This is a genomic window from Psychrosphaera aquimarina (assembly GCF_032461525.1).
Taxonomy (GTDB): domain Bacteria; phylum Pseudomonadota; class Gammaproteobacteria; order Enterobacterales; family Alteromonadaceae; genus Psychrosphaera; species Psychrosphaera aquimarina.
Genome location: NZ_JAWCUA010000003.1, coordinates 1 through 16,550, shown reverse-complemented (window position 1 = coordinate 16,550; position 16,550 = coordinate 1). Strand labels below are relative to the sequence as shown.

Below are 16,550 nucleotides of genomic sequence, written 5' to 3'. Positions count from 1 at the left end.
TGTATCAATAGGTATTAAAAATAGGTCGCGATTAGAATGGACTGGGCATTTAAAGTACAACAAAAAAATAGGTTTATTGACTAAAATTTTTTATTGCCCTATTTGTTGTTGAACAAAAGATTATGATTTTTGAATTCAATCTGGAACGTATACAGTGAGACTGTAATATAATTTCGCGCTGGCTATATAGGTAATAAAACGACAATATAGTCGTGGTGAAATGTATAGATAAACTTCAAAGTCTGGAAAGTAAATATTATGAAATTGAAAATGTTGCTGTTAGTGATACTTGTGGTGTTATTGAGTATGTATGGCATCTATCAAACCCCCGATACGGTAACTGATGCTAAAGTGACACTAAAAGGGCAGTGGATCACAGAAACAAATGGTCAAGTGATGTTAGACCCACAAACATCAGGGCTGAAACATTGGCGCGGTAAGTTATTATCTATTTCAGATGGCAGCGCACATCAATCTCAAAGTAGTCAGTTGCATGTTATCGATCCTAAGTCCGCGGTTTTAGACGAACAAGACATGTCCATGACAATGTCTGAAAATGTGACTAGCAGCTGCTTTGCACCATACCTTGCATATAAACCAGACTTTGAGGCGTTAGCAGTTGATCCAAATGACGATAACGTTGTGATTATTGTTACCGAAGACGCTCGCAGTATTGAAGGTTTATCTGCTGAATGTGCCAAACGTTATCAAAACTCAGGCTCAACCGATTTCCCTAGTTTATTAGTACGCTTATATATTCATGATAATAAATCAGTGGAAATGACACATGTACGTCCTTTGCAATTTGCTGCTGAATTTGAAGTCGGTAACTTCCCAAACGACGGTATTGAAGGATTAGCATTTGGTCAAGACAATCAATTATATTTAGCCCTTGAAAAAGACATACATACCCAGCCTAGAATCTTCTCCGTTCAGATCACAAAAGACTTTTGGAATACCGATGAATTTGCCAAGGTGCTAGACCCAGAATTACGATTACCTCAATTTACTGCGGGTAACCATCCTCTTAATGGCATGGACTATTTGGCAATAGATGATCATCCAGGTTATTTAATTGCCGCGGCAAGAAATGATAATCAGTTGTGGTTTATTGACCTATCTAAACAAAATCCAACCAAGATCATCACGTTGGATTTTATGGCTGAAACCAATGACAACAGTTGTGAGCCATGGGAGTTAATGGATAATTCTTCTTTGGAAGGTCTTGGTGTTATTGGTAGTACGATTTGGGTGGTTAATGACCCTTGGAAACGTAATTATCTGAAAAATATAAATTGTCCATCTAACCAAGCTAACTATGAAAAAATGGCCCCTTTGTTATTTTCATTGCCTGTTGCAGAAGAATGGATAAACCATTAACAAATTGAGTAACTATCGATTAAGTATGAAACCCTAGGAATAAAAAAGGACGTTGATATTAGTATCAGCGTCCTTTTAGGTTTTGTCACTGCCAGTATTTAAAAGTTTATGTAACTGGGGTGAGCGATTTAACTTTGTGGTTATCGACCAAGTAAAGTGAATATGTTTTTGGCTATATCGGTATTATCAATGATGCCTTTGAACATGTCTGTATTTACACCCATTGCAAAAACCTGAACATCTACACCTGTGTGTCCACTCGTTGTCCAGCCAGTATTGGTACGTTTATCAATAATGGCTTTAACGGCGTTATAAACCGGTGGGTTATATTCAGATGTCGACGTTTGTTGTTCTATTTTAGCTTGTTGCAATCTGTTCACCTCTTCATCCGAAACGGGAAAGTGAAACAATTCTTCAACTAACGTTTTATCGATTGGTGAGGCTATTAATTTATTGGCAATAGACGTTGCTGACTCTGTCATGGTACGGATAAATTCTGGATTCCATTCATATTTACCATTTGCCGCAATCGTTAAGCCACCTGTGCTGTGATCTGCCGTTAATATCACTAAAGTATCAGGATGTAATTTAACGTATTCTTCTAAGTATTCCATTGTGATAGCAAGATCGTTTATTTCTGTCATCGCAGAGGCAATATCGTTACCGTGTCCAGCCCAGTCTACTTGGCTCGCTTCAATTAACATGAAGTAACCATTGTCATTTTCTAGTTGTTTAATGGCGGCTTTCGTCATTATAGATAAACGATTAGGGTGTTTATCATCTAAAGCCCAAGGTAATCCAACTTTATCAAATAAACCAAGCACTGGCGTATTAGCTTTAAGGCTGCCTAATTGGTCATAATTATCTACGTATTGGAATCCGGCAGTTTTAAACTCTTCTACAAGGTTACGGTCATCTCGGATAAAGTATTTCCAGCCGCCACCCAAATAGACATCTGCCTTTATACCATCATCGATATAGCTATTAGCAATCGCGTCATAGTTTTTACGACTTTCGTTATGGGCTAAATAAGACGCGGGTGTTGCGTGGTTAATTTGTGACGTCACCACGACCCCTGTTTTTTTACCCGTAAGTTTTGCGTATTCCAAAACGGTTTGAATTGGCTGTTTATTAACATCAACACCAATAGCGCCGTTATAACTTTTTATGCCAGTTGATAATGCTGTTGCCGCCGCTGCTGAATCGGTAACATAACCTGATACACGAGCAGGGTAAGTACTTGCCATGCCCACTAAATGACGGTCAAAAACAGTTTCTTCAATCGTTTCTGTGGTTGGATCGTCATTATAATAACGGTAAGCCGTGGTATAAGCTGGGCCGGTTCCGTCAGAGACAACCATAATAATGTTTTTAACCGGTTGAGTTTTATTGACTTGGCTTTCATTACCACAAGCTGCAAGCAATAACGTCATACATGTGATCAGGAGCGTTTTTTTCATCTTAGATTCCAATATTTATGCACTGAATAATTTATGGCTTATTTAGGTCTAGGTCTAACCAAACTAATCGATGATCTGACGATGCACTTCGATCTTTAATTAACCTAAATAAACTATCGTCTTTTGTTGGCCAAAATACACCACTGTCTTTTACGGAGATCCCCGCAGTTGAAGGCAGCACGTAATCTACTCTCATGCCCCAAAAAGCAGTGTGATATTTGGCAAATTCATTATTAGGTTTGTGTTTTAATGCGCCGTTACTTTGCGGCATTACATCTTGAATACGAGAGTGAGCCAATAAATCGGCAATGCCTTTTTTAATGGCATTACCTTCATGGATAGTTGCATTTTGGTCGCCCATTAATACAAATGACTTATTTACAGCAAGACCCCCTTTGTTACCTTGGTCATCATAGATGTAAGAGGCATTGTTTGGCGTTATATAATCTGTCCAAAAACGAATTTCGTCATGGTTGCGTTTGCCATTACGATCTTCTTTACCATCAAACACTGGAGGGGTGGGGTGACTGGCTAAAATATGCAGTTCTGAACCATTTACATTTACTGGGATATCCCAATGTGATTTTGATGATAAGCGGAAATTACTCCATGTTGCTTCGTTGTGCCAAGGTTGTTTGGTGTCTGGGTGAAAAGGACGAAGTGCCCCCGGCATGTCTTTCCATTTGAAATGCTGGAAGGTTCTAATTTTACTTTCATCAATTGGGTATTTGGATAATAACGCCATCGCAAAATGACCAGGGAAGTGTCCATATCCGTAACCATCAGCCGGTAATTGTCCAGCAATGCCATTGTTGTCTAGGTCATCACCAGAATTAACACCTGTATTGACGGGGCCTTGATAATAATATGGATAATCTACCGGCTCTTGACCATTTTGACTTTTGTTTAAATAGTTTTTAATAAAACTTAATAATACCGCGTGGTCATTTGTATTAGTGTTTACGCCATTATCAAACTCATTAAGTAAGATAATATCGGGATTAACTCTTTGTATAATCTCAGCAATGTTTTTAATTTGTTGGTGATCAGACGCAAGGGCATCGACAAGGGTTTGGCCTGAGACCTCTGGGGTTTTACCTTTTTGATATGGTACATAATTTAGTGCTTCCATACTGACATTAAAGGTAGCGACTCTTATTTGGTTTGTTGTTTTTGCATTAACATTAAACATAAATAATATTGCCAGTAAGGTTAAAATATAAGTTTTGTTCATGATTATTTTAATCCGCAGCCGCGTAAAATGAGATCGGTTAAAAAGTTAATGACGGTTTCCACATCATCTTCTTCATAATCGGCCCGATTCATAATGGTTAATATTTGAGTTTCAAAGTCGGCATAATGCTGAGTTGACGACCAAATAAGGAAAATTAAGTGAACAGGATCAACATTCGCCATTTCACCATTGTCAATCCATTGCTGGAATAACTTGGCTTTTTCTCTTACCCACTTTCGTTGATAGGTTCTGGCAAATTCTTTTAAATGTTGAGCGCCTTGAATGATCTCCATCGCGTAAATCTTTGACGCTTCTGGATAATTAAAGGACATGCGGACTTTGGCATCAATAAACTTTTCAATTGCGGCTTTAGGGCCCTCTGAAGGATCAATATCACCTATGCCTTCATCCCACATTTCCAATGTGTGCTCTAACACGGCTTGGTATATGTTTTCTTTATTTTTAAAATAATAAAGGATATTAGCCTTAGGTAATTCAGCTCTATCAGCAATAGATTGAACGGTAGCGCCTTTATATCCTTGTAAAACAAATTCGGTACTAGCAGCAATTAAAATTTTATGCTGACTTTGTGCGCGAATATTACCGGTTTTTTTAGTCTGTGCTAATGTTGTCATGTGATTACTCAAACGCTAAATACTTCTAATTCAATGATACATATACTGAAAATAGAAATTGAATTTATGTTTTATAAATGTTGACCAAATAGTAAGTTTTTAGCGTTAAGGGGATCCTCCACCTTGGAACGCGGTTAACTGACATTTGAAATTAGGCGGCTACTATAAATGTTAATAGTATTATTTTAAAGCAGGTGGGGTTAACAAAATCAGGTTTTTACTCATGTTAACCATATTTTCCTCCCAAAAGTTGCCAGTCTTTTTTATAACTTATTGTTTATATTGCTAAATATTTATTGTCCAAATGGTCAGAAGAATTGAAAACATTAATGAATACAAATATCTAAGTTAATTGACCTATAAATAATGTGCGATTGTGCTTTTAAGGAAAAAATAATTCACCTATAACCTTGATAAAGTGTAATTGTGTTAAGTTGTTGTATTTAAATAATAAATTCAAATTAATTTACAGTGTTAACTGGTCGTGCTTTATATTTAATTGAACTTTTCTAAAAAGAGTCGTTTTTTGTAATGAAACTTACATAAAAATCTGGTCTAATTTCGAACGAAATGAAAAACAGAGCAAGTGGTTAAGTTTTTTTAGCCGTTTGACTCGATAATAATAATCATTACCAAATTAATAACTTAAACCAAGGAAATCAGATGAAAACTCATCGTCTTTCACTCATAACTGGCGCGGTAGTCTTAGCTCTAGGACTATCTACCTCTGTAATGGCAAATACAACTACCTCTGCAATTAAAGGTGTTGTAAACGGCCCACAAGGTAACGCTGCGATTGGAACAAAAGTAACCATCACTCACGTACCTTCAGGTACGACTAAAAATGCAATCGTAAATGCTTCTGGTATTTTCACTGCAAAAGGCTTACGTGTTGGTGGTCCATATAAAGTGACCTTAGACTCTGATACATTTTTAGATAAAGAAATTTCAGACGTATTCTTAACGCTTGGCGAAACAATGCCATTATACGTTGATTTAGACGCTGCATCTGACTTGGAAACTATCGTAGTTACTGGCCGTCCGGTTAGTTCTTTTTCGAGTAACTCAAGCCCTTCTTCTCATTTTACATCTGACGATTTAGCATCAGCTCCAGCTATTAATCGTGATTTAAAAGACATCGTTCGTGTTGACCCACGTGTTTATGTTGATGATAGTCGTGACGGCGCTATTCAATGTGGCGGTGGTAGCCCAAGATTCAACAGCTTAACGCTAGATGGCGTAAGAATGAATGATGGTTTTGGTCTTAATGACAATGGTTACCCGACAACTCGTGTACCTTTCTCTTATGACTCAATTGACCAAGTATCAGTTGAACTTGCACCGTTTGACGTTACATACGGTAGCTTTACTGCTTGTAACATCAATGCAGTAACTAAGTCTGGTACTAACGAAATTCATGGTGGCGTATTCATGGATTACTCTAATGATTCACTTAAAGGTGATTCAATAGAGGGCGAAGACTTTATTCAAGGTGATTTCACTGAAAAACGTTATGGTTTCCATATTGGTCTTCCATTAATTAATGATGAATTATTCTTATTTACGTCTTATGAAAAATTAGACGGTAATGAAATCTTTGTTTATAACGGCGACGTATCTGATGCAGATATCGCACGTGTTCAAAAAGCAAGCCAAGACTTATACGGATATGATGCTGGTGGCATGCCGGCTAATATGCCTGTTGAAGATGAAAAGTTATTAGTTAAATTAGACTGGAATATCAGCGACGATCACCGTGCTAGTTTCATCTATAACTACAATGATGGTTTCAAATTAGATCAGTCTGACTCTTGGGGCAGAACGTTCGACAGCCACTTTTATGAAAAAGGTGCAGAATTAACCTCTATCGTTGCTTCACTTCACTCAGATTGGTCTGATGAATTAACAACTGAAGTACGCATTGGTTCAATGGAATTAGATAATCGTCAGAAGTCTTTAGACGCAGCAAGCGGCATGGGCGAAGTACAGATTTATCATGGTTCTACTACTATTTTCCTAGGTCCAGATGATTCTCGTCAATCAAATGAACTTTACTGGGATAACTTTACTGCTAAGTTCTTAGCTAACTACTACTTAGAATCTCACACTATTACTGCAGGTTATGAGTATGAGTCATTAACGGCTTATAACTTATTCATGCAACACACTCAAGGTGAGTTCCGTTTTTACAGTATTGAAGACTTTGAAGCAGGTTTAGCGGGTCGTATTTACTATAATAACTCTGCAGGTACCAGTAACCCTGAAGATGCGAGCCAAGAGTTCACATACAATGTACATACAATGTATTTACAAGATGAATATACATTTGATGACATCGATGCAACTGTGACATTCGGTTTCCGTCACGACTATTATACAAGTGATGACAAACCTCGTTACAACGCTGGTTTTGAAGCAGATTACGGTTTTGCTAATAACACGAACTTAGACGGTATTAGCTTATTCCAACCACGTATTGGCTTTAAATGGTCAGTGGACGATAACTTAGATGTTCGTGCTGGTATGGGTCTATATTCTGGTGGTAATCCAAACGTTTGGGTTTCAAACTCGTATTCAAACGATGGTCTAGTACAAGTAGCTGCTCGTGAATACAATGTAAACTTAAATAAGGTTGACGGTAAAGTTGATTTGTTTAACAACCCAATGGTTAATAACGGCAAACCTTTATTCGAAGTGCCACAAGCTATGTATGATTACATTGATGATTTACCTGTTGAAGGCGGTAGTGGTGCAGTTAATGCCATCGACCCTGATTTAGAACTACCTGCTGAGTGGAAATACTCGTTAGGTGCTACTTATATCACTGATGACAACTATATCTTCACTGCTGATTTATTAATTAACAAAAAAGTTAATTCTGCAATCATCACTGACGCTGGTATAGCTAAAACGACTGAAACTGCACCTGATGGTCGTCCAATGTATGAAGAAGTACTTGGTGGAAGCGGTACTTATGTATTGGCTAACAGTAATAAAGACGGTCAATCAACAGTATTGTCTTTAGGTATGCAAAAAGAGTTCGATTTCGGTCTTAAAGCAACATTTGGTTACTCTTACACAGATTCAGAAGATGCTAATCCTATGACTAGTTCAACTGCTGGTTCTAACTACGGTAACTTAGCAGTGTCTGATGCAACTGACCCACTAATGACGACGTCAAACTATGAGATTCCTAACCGTTTCACTATGTCTTTGTCGTATAAACTTGAAGAAACCGGTACGCGCTTCAGCCTATTCGGTTCAGCAAGTGAAGGTCAACCATACTCTTACACATACAGCAATTCTGATGACATGTATGGCGACGATAGCTGGAATGGTAGCCGTCAGCTAATTTATGTACCAGAAGTTGATGATTCAAAAGTTGTTTACACTTCAAACTTTGATAAAGCTGCATTTGATGCCTTTATTGCTGATAGAGGTTTAGAGCGCGGCGCAATCTCTGGTCGTAACTCTCAAAATGCTGAATGGCAATACAAGTTAGACTTGAAAATCAGCCAAAGCTTTAGCGGTTTCTCTGAAGGTCATACATTTGATGCTTTCGTAATTGTTAAAAACTTAGGTAACTTAATAAACGACGAATGGGGTATTACACGCCAAGGCGCGTTTGTTGGTAACCGTATGATCGAAGCTTCTATCAATGAAAGTGGTCAATATGTTTATGACAAATTCTATGAAGATAACGCTGAAGAAGACATCTATGTAGATGGTTCTTTATGGGAAGTTGTTATGGGTGTTAACTACAGATTCTAATATCGACTAGTTAATAACTCGATAAAAACCGCACTCTTTAGTGCGGTTTTTTTATGACCTAAAAATGTAACAAATATACAACAGTTATTACTTGACCATATGGTCAACAATGCTATTGTGTGGATGTAGAAATTAACCATTTAAGTATTATGACTGACTCAAAAATCACACTTTCCCAAGAGCTTGTTGATGCCGCTAAAGACGCATATAACAAGGCTTATGCGCCATATAGTCACTTTCATGTTGGCGCGGCAGCTCTGACTACAAAGGGAACGATTGTAAAAGGCTGTAATGTAGAGAATGCATCATATGGTCTAACCGTTTGTGCAGAAAGAAACTGCATTAGTAATGCGGTAATTAATGGTGAAACCCAATTTTCACTTATCGTTATTTATACCGAACAGGAGCAACTTACTCCACCTTGTGGTGCATGTAGACAAGTGATCTCGGAATTTTTTAAAGGTGACGCGCCTGTTGTTGCTTTGAATCATAAAAATCAACAAAAAGTATGGACGGTATCTGAGTTATTACCAGATGCGTTTACACCACAACAGCTATTGGATGCTTAAGGATTAAACATGTTATTACCTCAAGAAATTATAAGAATAAAACGTGATGGTGGTGTATTAAAACAGCAAGAAATACAGCGTTTTGTTGATGGCTTGGTTGATGGTTCATTCTCCGATGCTCAAGTTGGTGCCATGGCTATGGCTATTTTTCAGCAAGGATTAAATACTGAAGAAAAAGTAAGCTTAACCACTTCAATGATGCATTCAGGTGATGTACTCAGCTGGGAAGGGTTTGACCGCCCAATCGTAGACAAACATTCTACCGGTGGTGTGGGTGACAAAGTAAGCTTTATGCTTGCGGCTATTGTTGCAGCATGTGGCGGTTATGTTCCTATGATCTCGGGTCGCGGATTGGGTCATACCGGCGGTACTTCAGATAAATTAGAGAGTATTGCTGGATTTAATATACAACCGACAATACCTGAGTTTAAAAAAGTAGTGAAAGAGTTAGGGGTCGCTATTATCTCGCAAACCGATAACTTGGCTCCAGCGGATAAACGTTTATATTCAATCAGAGATGTAACAGCAACGGTGGAATCGATTCCATTAATCACGGCCTCTATCTTATCTAAAAAACTAGCAGCTGGCCTAGACACGTTAGTGATGGATGTGAAAGTAGGTAACGGTGCCATGATGACATCGTTAGCCGATGCACAAGCCTTAGCTGACAGCATTAGCAGTGTAGCTAATAATGCTGGGGTAAAACCCAAGCTATTATCACTGATATGAACCAAGTGTTAGGGGTGACTGCTGGTAATGCACTTGAGATGTATGAGACGGTTCAGTATTTAACTGGGGAATATTTAGATCCGCGTTTGCACGCTGTAGTGAAATCACTGGCAACAGCTATGTTAGTTAACTCTGGTTTAGCATTAGATACGGCGTCCGCTGAAAAACAAATAATTAGAGCTTTGGACTCTGGTAGCGCAGCAGAGATATTTGAAAAAATGGTTGCTGCACTTGGTGGGCCAACGGATTATTTAGCTAACCCTTGGTCATCGATGCAAAAGGCTAATGTGGTTGTTGATATTAAAGCGACTCAAGCGGGTTATTTATCACAAATGAACACACGTGATATTGGCATGTCGGTTGTTGGATTAGGCGGTGGGCGTACTGCGCCTGGACAATTGGTTGATCATACCGTTGGTTTTGATGCCATTTTACCTTTAGGTGTGCAGGTGTCGGTAGGTGATGTGATTGCACGTGTTCATGCTAAAGATGCTGATGCTGCAAAAGTCGCGGCTGAGCAATATAATAACGCCTTATCATTTTCTGATAAAAAACCTAATTTAAGCCCTGTAATTTATAGTTAAGTATTAGTTTCGAGTTACGAGAAACGAGTGACTAGAATCAACTCGCGACTCGAAACTCGCCACTCAAAACTTAGAACCTTACAGCCCTGAACTTTCAATCCTTCAAACCTTCAATCTTAAAGCGTACCAAAAATTTTATCACCAGCATCACCCAAGCCAGGCAATATATACCCATTTTCATTAAGTTGTTGATCAATAACCCCGACAAATAAATCTACATCAGGGTGGGACTTCTGTAAAACCTCAATACCTTCTGGTGCAGCTACTAAAAACAAAGCAATAATGTGTTTACAGCCTGATTGTTTAAGTAGGTCTATGGTTGCTACTGCTGTGCCGCCGGTAGCTAACATAGGATCAATAATGATGGCGGTTCTGTCCTCAATATCATTAATGATATTTTCATAATAAGTTTCTGGGTCTAATGTTTTTTCATCTCGTCGTAAGCCAACAACGCTAATTTTAGCGCAAGGCAATATGGTCAACGCGCCGTCTAACATTCCTAAACCGGCTCTTAGAATCGGTACCAAAGTAGGTTGTTGTTTTGACAACATAGGCGCTTGAATATCACCTGACCAACAAGTCATGTCAACATTGGCCACGTCAAATTGTTGTGTGGCTTCTACCGTCAGTAATACCGCCACTTCTTTGGTCAGTTCTCGAAATGATTTTACGGAAATATTAACATCTCTTAACAGGCTAACTTTATGTTTTACTAAGGGGTGTTTGCTTTCGAAAACGGCCATGGGGAGTCCTTTTTAAGATAAATTAAAGAGTAAAGTGTTGGTTTATTGATCACCAAACCAATTGTTTAAAGTGGGCTCTGCATAGTGGCTCATATCGTTCATTGCCACCTACTTCGACTTGTTCACCATCTTTGACTGCAACACCATTGGCATCTTGGCGAATAACAAAGTTTGCTTTACGGCCACAATGGCAAATGGTTTTTAGCTCAACTAATTTATCAGCCCAGGCCAGCAACGCAGCACTTCCAGAGAAGGTTTGCCCTAAAAAATCAGTACGTATACCGTAGGCTAAAACAGGAATATTTAATAGGTCGACCACGTCGGTTAATTGTTTAACCTGTTCTGTAGATAAAAACTGAGCTTCATCAATCAGGACACAATCTAGTTTTTGCTCTGTATGCATTTGTCCAATTTCAACAAACAAGTCTTTGCTGTCATCAAATAAGAAAGCATCGGCATCAATTCCTAATCTGGAAGCAACTTTACCTTTAGCAAAACGATCATCGATTTGAGCAGTATAAATTGCGGTACGTAATCCACGCTCATGATAATTGTACGATGATTGCAATAAATGGGTGGATTTACCGGCATTCATCGACGAATAGTAAAAGTATAGTTGTGCCATGATTAGTATCTTTTTTAGTTATTTTAAGCAGAAACATAAAGGTAGTATGAATACCTGAGCGCACAGCTTCACATCTTAATAAGATAGAGTGGACTGCGTTTCGTTAGTCACTTCACTTTTATGCCCTAAGGTTTCTAATAGACTGGTTAATAAACTACTTGCTCCAAATCTAAAATGTTCCGCTTGCGCCCACTCTTCACCAAGGATCTGATCAGCTAAAGTTAAATATACGTCTGCGTCTTGTGCATTTCTAACACCACCTGCTGGTTTGAAACCGACATCAATGTTTTTATTTTTAATCACTTCTAACATGATCTTTGCCGCTTCTGGAGTGGCATTTACAGCAACTTTACCCGTTGATGTTTTTATGAAGTCAGCGCCTGCGTTTATGGCTATTTCACTGGCCCTTTTTATCAATTCTGGTGTTTTTAGTTCACCCGTTTCGATAATGACCTTAAGTTTTGCCTGGTCAATACAAGCTTGTTTACATACTTTAACCATATCAAAACCAATGTTTTCATTGCCATTGATCAACGCTTTATATGGAAAGACTAAATCTACTTCGTCGGCACCGTAGGCAACCGCAGCGTTTGTTTCTGCTAATGCGATATCGATATCGTCATTACCATGTGGGAAATTGGTCACTGTCGCAATTTTCACATGGGGAGTTTGTTGTGCTTTTAATATTTTTTTAGCCAACGGGATAAACCTAGGGAAAATACAAATAGCGGCCGTTTCACCTGCCGGTGATTTAGCTTGCTGACATAATTTTATAATGTCAGCATCGGTCTCAACATTGGTTAAACTGGTTAAATCCATCAAAGATAATGCACGCTGTGCAACTGCTTTTAAATCAGACATTGTTATTTCCTACAGTGCGACAAAGAAGCCCGCAATTGCGGCGCTCATCAAGTTAGCTAATGTTGCGGCTAACATAGCACGCATACCTAATCTTGCGATGTCAGGACGACGGCTAGGAGCCATAGAACCAATACCACCAAGTAAAATGGCGATTGAAGACAAGTTTGCAAAACCACATAAAGCAAACGTGATGATCACTTGAGTAACAGGTGACAAGGCGTCTTTAACTTCTACAAAGTTTACATAAGCAAAAAACTCATTAACCACGACTTTTTGACCAATGAAGCTGCCGGCCTGTAACATTTCATCTAAAGGCACACCAACAATGAAAGCAAAAGGTGCGAACAAGTAACCTAGAATAAATTCAATGGTAATACCGTCATAACCAAACATGCCAGAAATGCCACCAACGATGCTGTTTAACAGTGCGATTAATGCAATAAAGGCCAGTAACATAGCACCAACGTTTACCGCTAACTTTAAACCAGATGCGGCACCAGATGCAGCAGCATCAATGACGTTGGCTGGTTTATTATCATCTTCATCAAACGCAATGGTGGTTTGAACTATTTTTTCAGGTTCTTTTTCAGGGCAAATGATTTTTGCCATTAATAAACCACCAGGCGCCGCCATAAAAGACGCCGCAATAAGGTATTTTAATTCAATGCCAAGGCCGGCATATCCAGCCATGATAGAACCAGCAACAGACGCTAAACCACCTACCATAACTGCAAATAATTCAGATTGAGTCATTTTGGCGATATAAGGGCGGACAACTAATGGTGCTTCTGTTTGTCCTACAAATATATTAGCAGTAGCAGAAAGGGATTCAGGTTTACTGGTCTTTAATAATTTTTGTAATGAACCGCCAATGATTTTTATTACCCACTGCATCACGCCTAGGTAATAAAGCACGGCTATTAAAGATGAGAAAAAGATAATGTTTGGTAAGACGCGAATTGCGAAGACAAAGCCAACACCGTTTGCAAACATGGCGTCGGTGCCTAATCCCCCAAATAAGAAGTCGATCCCTTCTTTGCCGCTGTCAATCACGCTTTGTACGCCAAAGGTCATAGACGATAAAACATCTTTACCAAAGGGTACATACAAGACAAACGCGCCTAGTAATATTTGAAGTGCAAAAGCGAGGCCTACGGTTCGGTAGTTGATTTGCTTTTTGCCGCTTGATAACGCATAGGCTATCGCTAATAACACGATTATGCCCAGTATTCCCCTAAGTGCTGCTAATTCCATGATTACCCTTTATTTTATTTTTGTGGTGGGAGTTGTGAAATTTGACGGATTTTGGCTTTTATAACTTCAATCGCCATTCTGTTTTTTCCGCCTCTTGTGACTACAATATCAGCCCAAGCTTTGGAAGGTTCTATGTATTGATAATACATAGGTCTTACGGTTTCTAAATATTGATTAGTGACCGATTCAACACTGCGTTGACGTTCAACTATGTCGCGTTTAATACGACGTATTAAACAGATATCTAAAGGTGTATCCATATACACTTTAATATCAAACTGTTCTCTTAACTTTTTATTAGAAAGTAACAAAATACCTTCTACTAGTATTATTTTTGTTGGTGCGAACGTTCTGGTGATATTTGTTCTTGTATGAGTTTTGTAACAATACTCAGGACTTTCAATGGGTTCGTTATTGGTTAATTTTTCTAAATGTTTAGTTAATAAATCATGTTCAAAGGCATCAGGATGATCGTAATTAGTTTGGATGCGCTCTTCCATTGTAAGGTGCGATTGGTCACGATAATAAGCATCTTCGTATATGATCGATATCCCACCTTCGCCTAACTCTTCAATTAACTCATCATGAATAGTTTGAGCAAACAGTGTTTTACCAGATGCAGATGGACCTGCAATTGTAATAATAGTTGGTTTCAATTTCTTGCCTGTTGGTTACGCAGGTTCATAAAAATTCGATATTTAGGTTAGCAAATTAACCCAAAAACCGAAAAGAAATAAGTGCAATTTAGGGAATGATTTATCACTTAACGACGATTGTTATTAGTGCAATGACAATATCGACGCTGAGCCTAATTCAAATGATGATAAATTAACACAAGTTGACCATGTGGTCATGTTTTTTATAGGTAAATTATTTCGATTTATACAAACAATTAATACTCGATATTGTCGTTAATTTTCAAGTTACATTTTTCTTACACATTGTTTGCACCTTATGTTTTTAGTGTTAAAGCAACTTCAATTAAATTGCAAAAATTTCCTATGACAAATAAACGTTTTGTATTTTACTCACTTACATTAATTACAAGTTTATTTTTGCTGTTTTTACCATGCTTCGCTACCGCACTGAGTCTATTTCAATTAAAGAAATGACCTATTTATTCCTTGTCACAGCCATTGCGTTGCTCACTTCGGTGGGGCAAATGAGCTTGGTTGATTTGGCTATTTTAAACGGCGTAATTTGTTTAATAGCTTTTATCATCGACTCCAGTCTATTTGTAAAACGTTATGAAATTCAAAGTGTTTGTTATGAACGTATTGAAAATATCACACCAGAAAATAAAGACACATAACCCAACTGGTGACGTTAATGCTTACAGAATCATTCAAACGCAACAAGCTGAGTCTAAACTTGAAACTAAAGGTCAAACTTTTTACATTCAAGACAGTGTAACGATTGATGACTTAACATTAAATGTTGGTTTACGTGCTGAGAGATGGGAACATTTGCATCAACAGGCGCAAGCATCTTCACATTTGATTGGGATATTGCTCACCGTTTAAGTGCGTATATGACATTAATGGTGACGGTGACTCTAAAGTTTGGGCATTCGTTGGTCGTTATTATGACCCAGTTCGTACAGACATGACGTCATTCGCTGGTAACTTAACGGGTTCTGTTCGTGAAGAACAAGTATTTGTTAACGGTGAATGGGCTACGCCGTACTGTGGTGGTGTTGCAAACAGGATGCATTCTTTGCTCCTACAACTAAAACACCATATACAGATGAGTTCTTAGTAGGTTATTCAACTAACTTAACTGAAGATACTAATATCTCTGTAACGTATACAAACCATGCGACTAGAGATATTCTAGAAGATTACGACTTAGGTGTTTACACTGAAGGCGGTCAATTATGGGGTTCTGATTTAGCGCTTCCATTATCTTACTTTGGTTACACTGAAAACCCTGGTTCTAACTACGTTCTTGCTACGTTAGAAGCGGTAAACGTGATTACCAAGGTATTGAAGTAACATTTAAGAAATTACGTACTGAGAAACTGGAGCATGCTTGCATCTTATACTTACAATGATGCAGAAGGTAACTTCTAACTCAGACGGTAATGCTGACATGCAAGGTGACTTCTACTACCTTAGACCCTCGTGCTCCTAACATGTACGACAAGCAGCCTCGGTAATCGTTGAACATCAGTTCAAGCTCTTAGGTACTTACTACTTCAAAACCGTTGTCGAAGTAGGTGGTATTTATAACTGGAACTCTGGTACTTCTTATAACCGCGCAACTAACGTATACGGTCGTTTATTACCATTACGTGAGACTGCGTCTTATGACTTCGGTGGTTATGACGGTACTTGGATTGCACCAGGTAACGTAGCAAGTGAAACTACTCCAGCTTACGGTACTTTAGATGTTCGTGTTAAATACACTCACATGTTTGGTGACTTTGAAACAGAATTCTTCTTAGACATCTTTAACATCTTAGATGACCAAGCGGTTGTTGAAGAAGAGCAGTTAGTTGCCGGTAGTGGTACATTCGCATTTGGCGAAGCAAAAGACTGGGTTGAACCTCGTCGTTTCTACTTAGGTGCTAAAGTATTATTCTAAATTTAATTTAGATATATATTAGTAACAATAAAAAACCAGTAGTGATTCACTACTGGTTTTTTTATTTTTAATTTATAAACACTTACACGAAGAATACGCGTTTAACTTATTTAGCTATT

The 16,550-nt window shown here is 38.3% G+C and carries 15 protein-coding genes and 1 pseudogene; 8 read left to right on the top strand and 8 right to left on the bottom strand.

The genetic code is table 11. The features are described from left to right. The first annotated feature begins 258 nt into the window (after positions 1-258). Positions 259-1,380 (top strand): esterase-like activity of phytase family protein, encoded by a 1,122-nt coding sequence (locus RT723_RS03125; RefSeq protein ID WP_315945859.1) that lies wholly within the window; start codon positions 259-261, stop codon positions 1,378-1,380. Between the two features lie 140 nt (positions 1,381-1,520). On the opposite strand, the gene RT723_RS03120 is transcribed toward RT723_RS03125, so the two are convergent. Genes RT723_RS03120 through RT723_RS03110 form a run of 3 tightly spaced genes read right to left on the bottom strand, consistent with a single transcriptional unit; the run spans position 1,521 to position 4,709 of the window. Beyond that, entirely contained in the window at positions 1,521-2,840 is a 1,320-nt protein-coding gene (locus RT723_RS03120; protein WP_315945858.1) for an alkaline phosphatase, read from the bottom strand. Positions 2,841-2,871: 31 nt separating this feature from the next. After that, the gene (locus RT723_RS03115; protein ID WP_315945857.1) at positions 2,872-4,074 is read right to left on the bottom strand and encodes an endonuclease/exonuclease/phosphatase family protein; all 1,203 of its coding nucleotides are present in this window, start codon (positions 4,072-4,074) and stop codon (positions 2,872-2,874) included. A 2-nt stretch (positions 4,075-4,076) separates the two neighbouring features. Then, positions 4,077-4,709 carry a TetR/AcrR family transcriptional regulator gene (locus RT723_RS03110; protein ID WP_216056471.1) on the bottom strand — a complete coding sequence of 211 codons (633 nt, stop codon included), beginning with the start codon at positions 4,707-4,709 and terminating at the stop codon, positions 4,077-4,079. A 663-nt stretch (positions 4,710-5,372) separates the two neighbouring features. Between RT723_RS03110 and RT723_RS03105 the strand changes: the two genes are divergently transcribed. The 3 genes and pseudogenes from RT723_RS03105 to deoA all read left to right on the top strand — a co-directional run bounded on the left by RT723_RS03105 (position 5,373) and on the right by deoA (position 10,362). Beyond that, positions 5,373-8,480, top strand: coding sequence for a TonB-dependent receptor (locus RT723_RS03105; protein WP_315945856.1), 3,108 nt, complete (start codon positions 5,373-5,375; stop codon positions 8,478-8,480). Positions 8,481-8,629: 149 nt separating this feature from the next. Beyond that, a complete protein-coding gene (locus RT723_RS03100) occupies positions 8,630-9,049 on the top strand; it encodes a cytidine deaminase (RefSeq protein WP_315945855.1) in 420 nt (139 codons plus the stop codon). A gap of 9 nt (positions 9,050-9,058) precedes the next feature. Further along, positions 9,059-10,362 (top strand): annotated as a pseudogene (gene deoA / locus RT723_RS18065) (thymidine phosphorylase). Between the two features lie 116 nt (positions 10,363-10,478). Here deoA and upp read toward each other — a convergent pair. The 5 genes from upp to udk form a co-directional block, all read right to left on the bottom strand. Then, positions 10,479-11,105 (bottom strand): uracil phosphoribosyltransferase, encoded by a 627-nt coding sequence (gene upp / locus RT723_RS03085; protein WP_315945852.1) that lies wholly within the window; start codon positions 11,103-11,105, stop codon positions 10,479-10,481. Between the two features lie 49 nt (positions 11,106-11,154). Next, a complete protein-coding gene (locus RT723_RS03080) occupies positions 11,155-11,730 on the bottom strand; it encodes a thymidine kinase (protein ID WP_216056466.1) in 576 nt (191 codons plus the stop codon). Between the two features lie 75 nt (positions 11,731-11,805). Continuing rightward, on the bottom strand, positions 11,806-12,591 hold the full coding sequence (deoC, locus tag RT723_RS03075) for a deoxyribose-phosphate aldolase (protein WP_315945851.1): 786 nt from the start codon (positions 12,589-12,591) through the stop codon (positions 11,806-11,808). Positions 12,592-12,600: 9 nt separating this feature from the next. Beyond that, positions 12,601-13,845, bottom strand: a complete 1,245-nt coding sequence (locus RT723_RS03070) for a NupC/NupG family nucleoside CNT transporter (RefSeq protein ID WP_216056464.1) — start codon at positions 13,843-13,845, stop codon at positions 12,601-12,603. Positions 13,846-13,859: 14 nt separating this feature from the next. Next, on the bottom strand, positions 13,860-14,501 hold the full coding sequence (udk, locus tag RT723_RS03065; RefSeq protein WP_216056463.1) for a uridine kinase: 642 nt from the start codon (positions 14,499-14,501) through the stop codon (positions 13,860-13,862). A 413-nt stretch (positions 14,502-14,914) separates the two neighbouring features. Between udk and RT723_RS03060 the strand changes: the two genes are divergently transcribed. From RT723_RS03060 to RT723_RS18015, 4 genes are all read left to right on the top strand, one after another. After that, the gene (locus tag RT723_RS03060) at positions 14,915-15,157 is read left to right on the top strand and encodes a DUF4956 domain-containing protein (RefSeq protein ID WP_315945850.1); all 243 of its coding nucleotides are present in this window, start codon (positions 14,915-14,917) and stop codon (positions 15,155-15,157) included. Beyond that, on the top strand, positions 15,114-15,368 hold the full coding sequence (locus RT723_RS03055) for a hypothetical protein (protein ID WP_315945849.1): 255 nt from the start codon (positions 15,114-15,116) through the stop codon (positions 15,366-15,368). The genes RT723_RS03060 and RT723_RS03055 overlap by 44 nt, the downstream gene beginning before the upstream one ends. A gap of 147 nt (positions 15,369-15,515) precedes the next feature. Next, positions 15,516-15,839 carry a hypothetical protein gene (locus RT723_RS03050; protein WP_315945848.1) on the top strand — a complete coding sequence of 108 codons (324 nt, stop codon included), beginning with the start codon at positions 15,516-15,518 and terminating at the stop codon, positions 15,837-15,839. A gap of 418 nt (positions 15,840-16,257) precedes the next feature. After that, positions 16,258-16,431 (top strand): hypothetical protein, encoded by a 174-nt coding sequence (locus RT723_RS18015; RefSeq protein ID WP_346432567.1) that lies wholly within the window; start codon positions 16,258-16,260, stop codon positions 16,429-16,431. Positions 16,432-16,550: the final 119 nt, after the last annotated feature.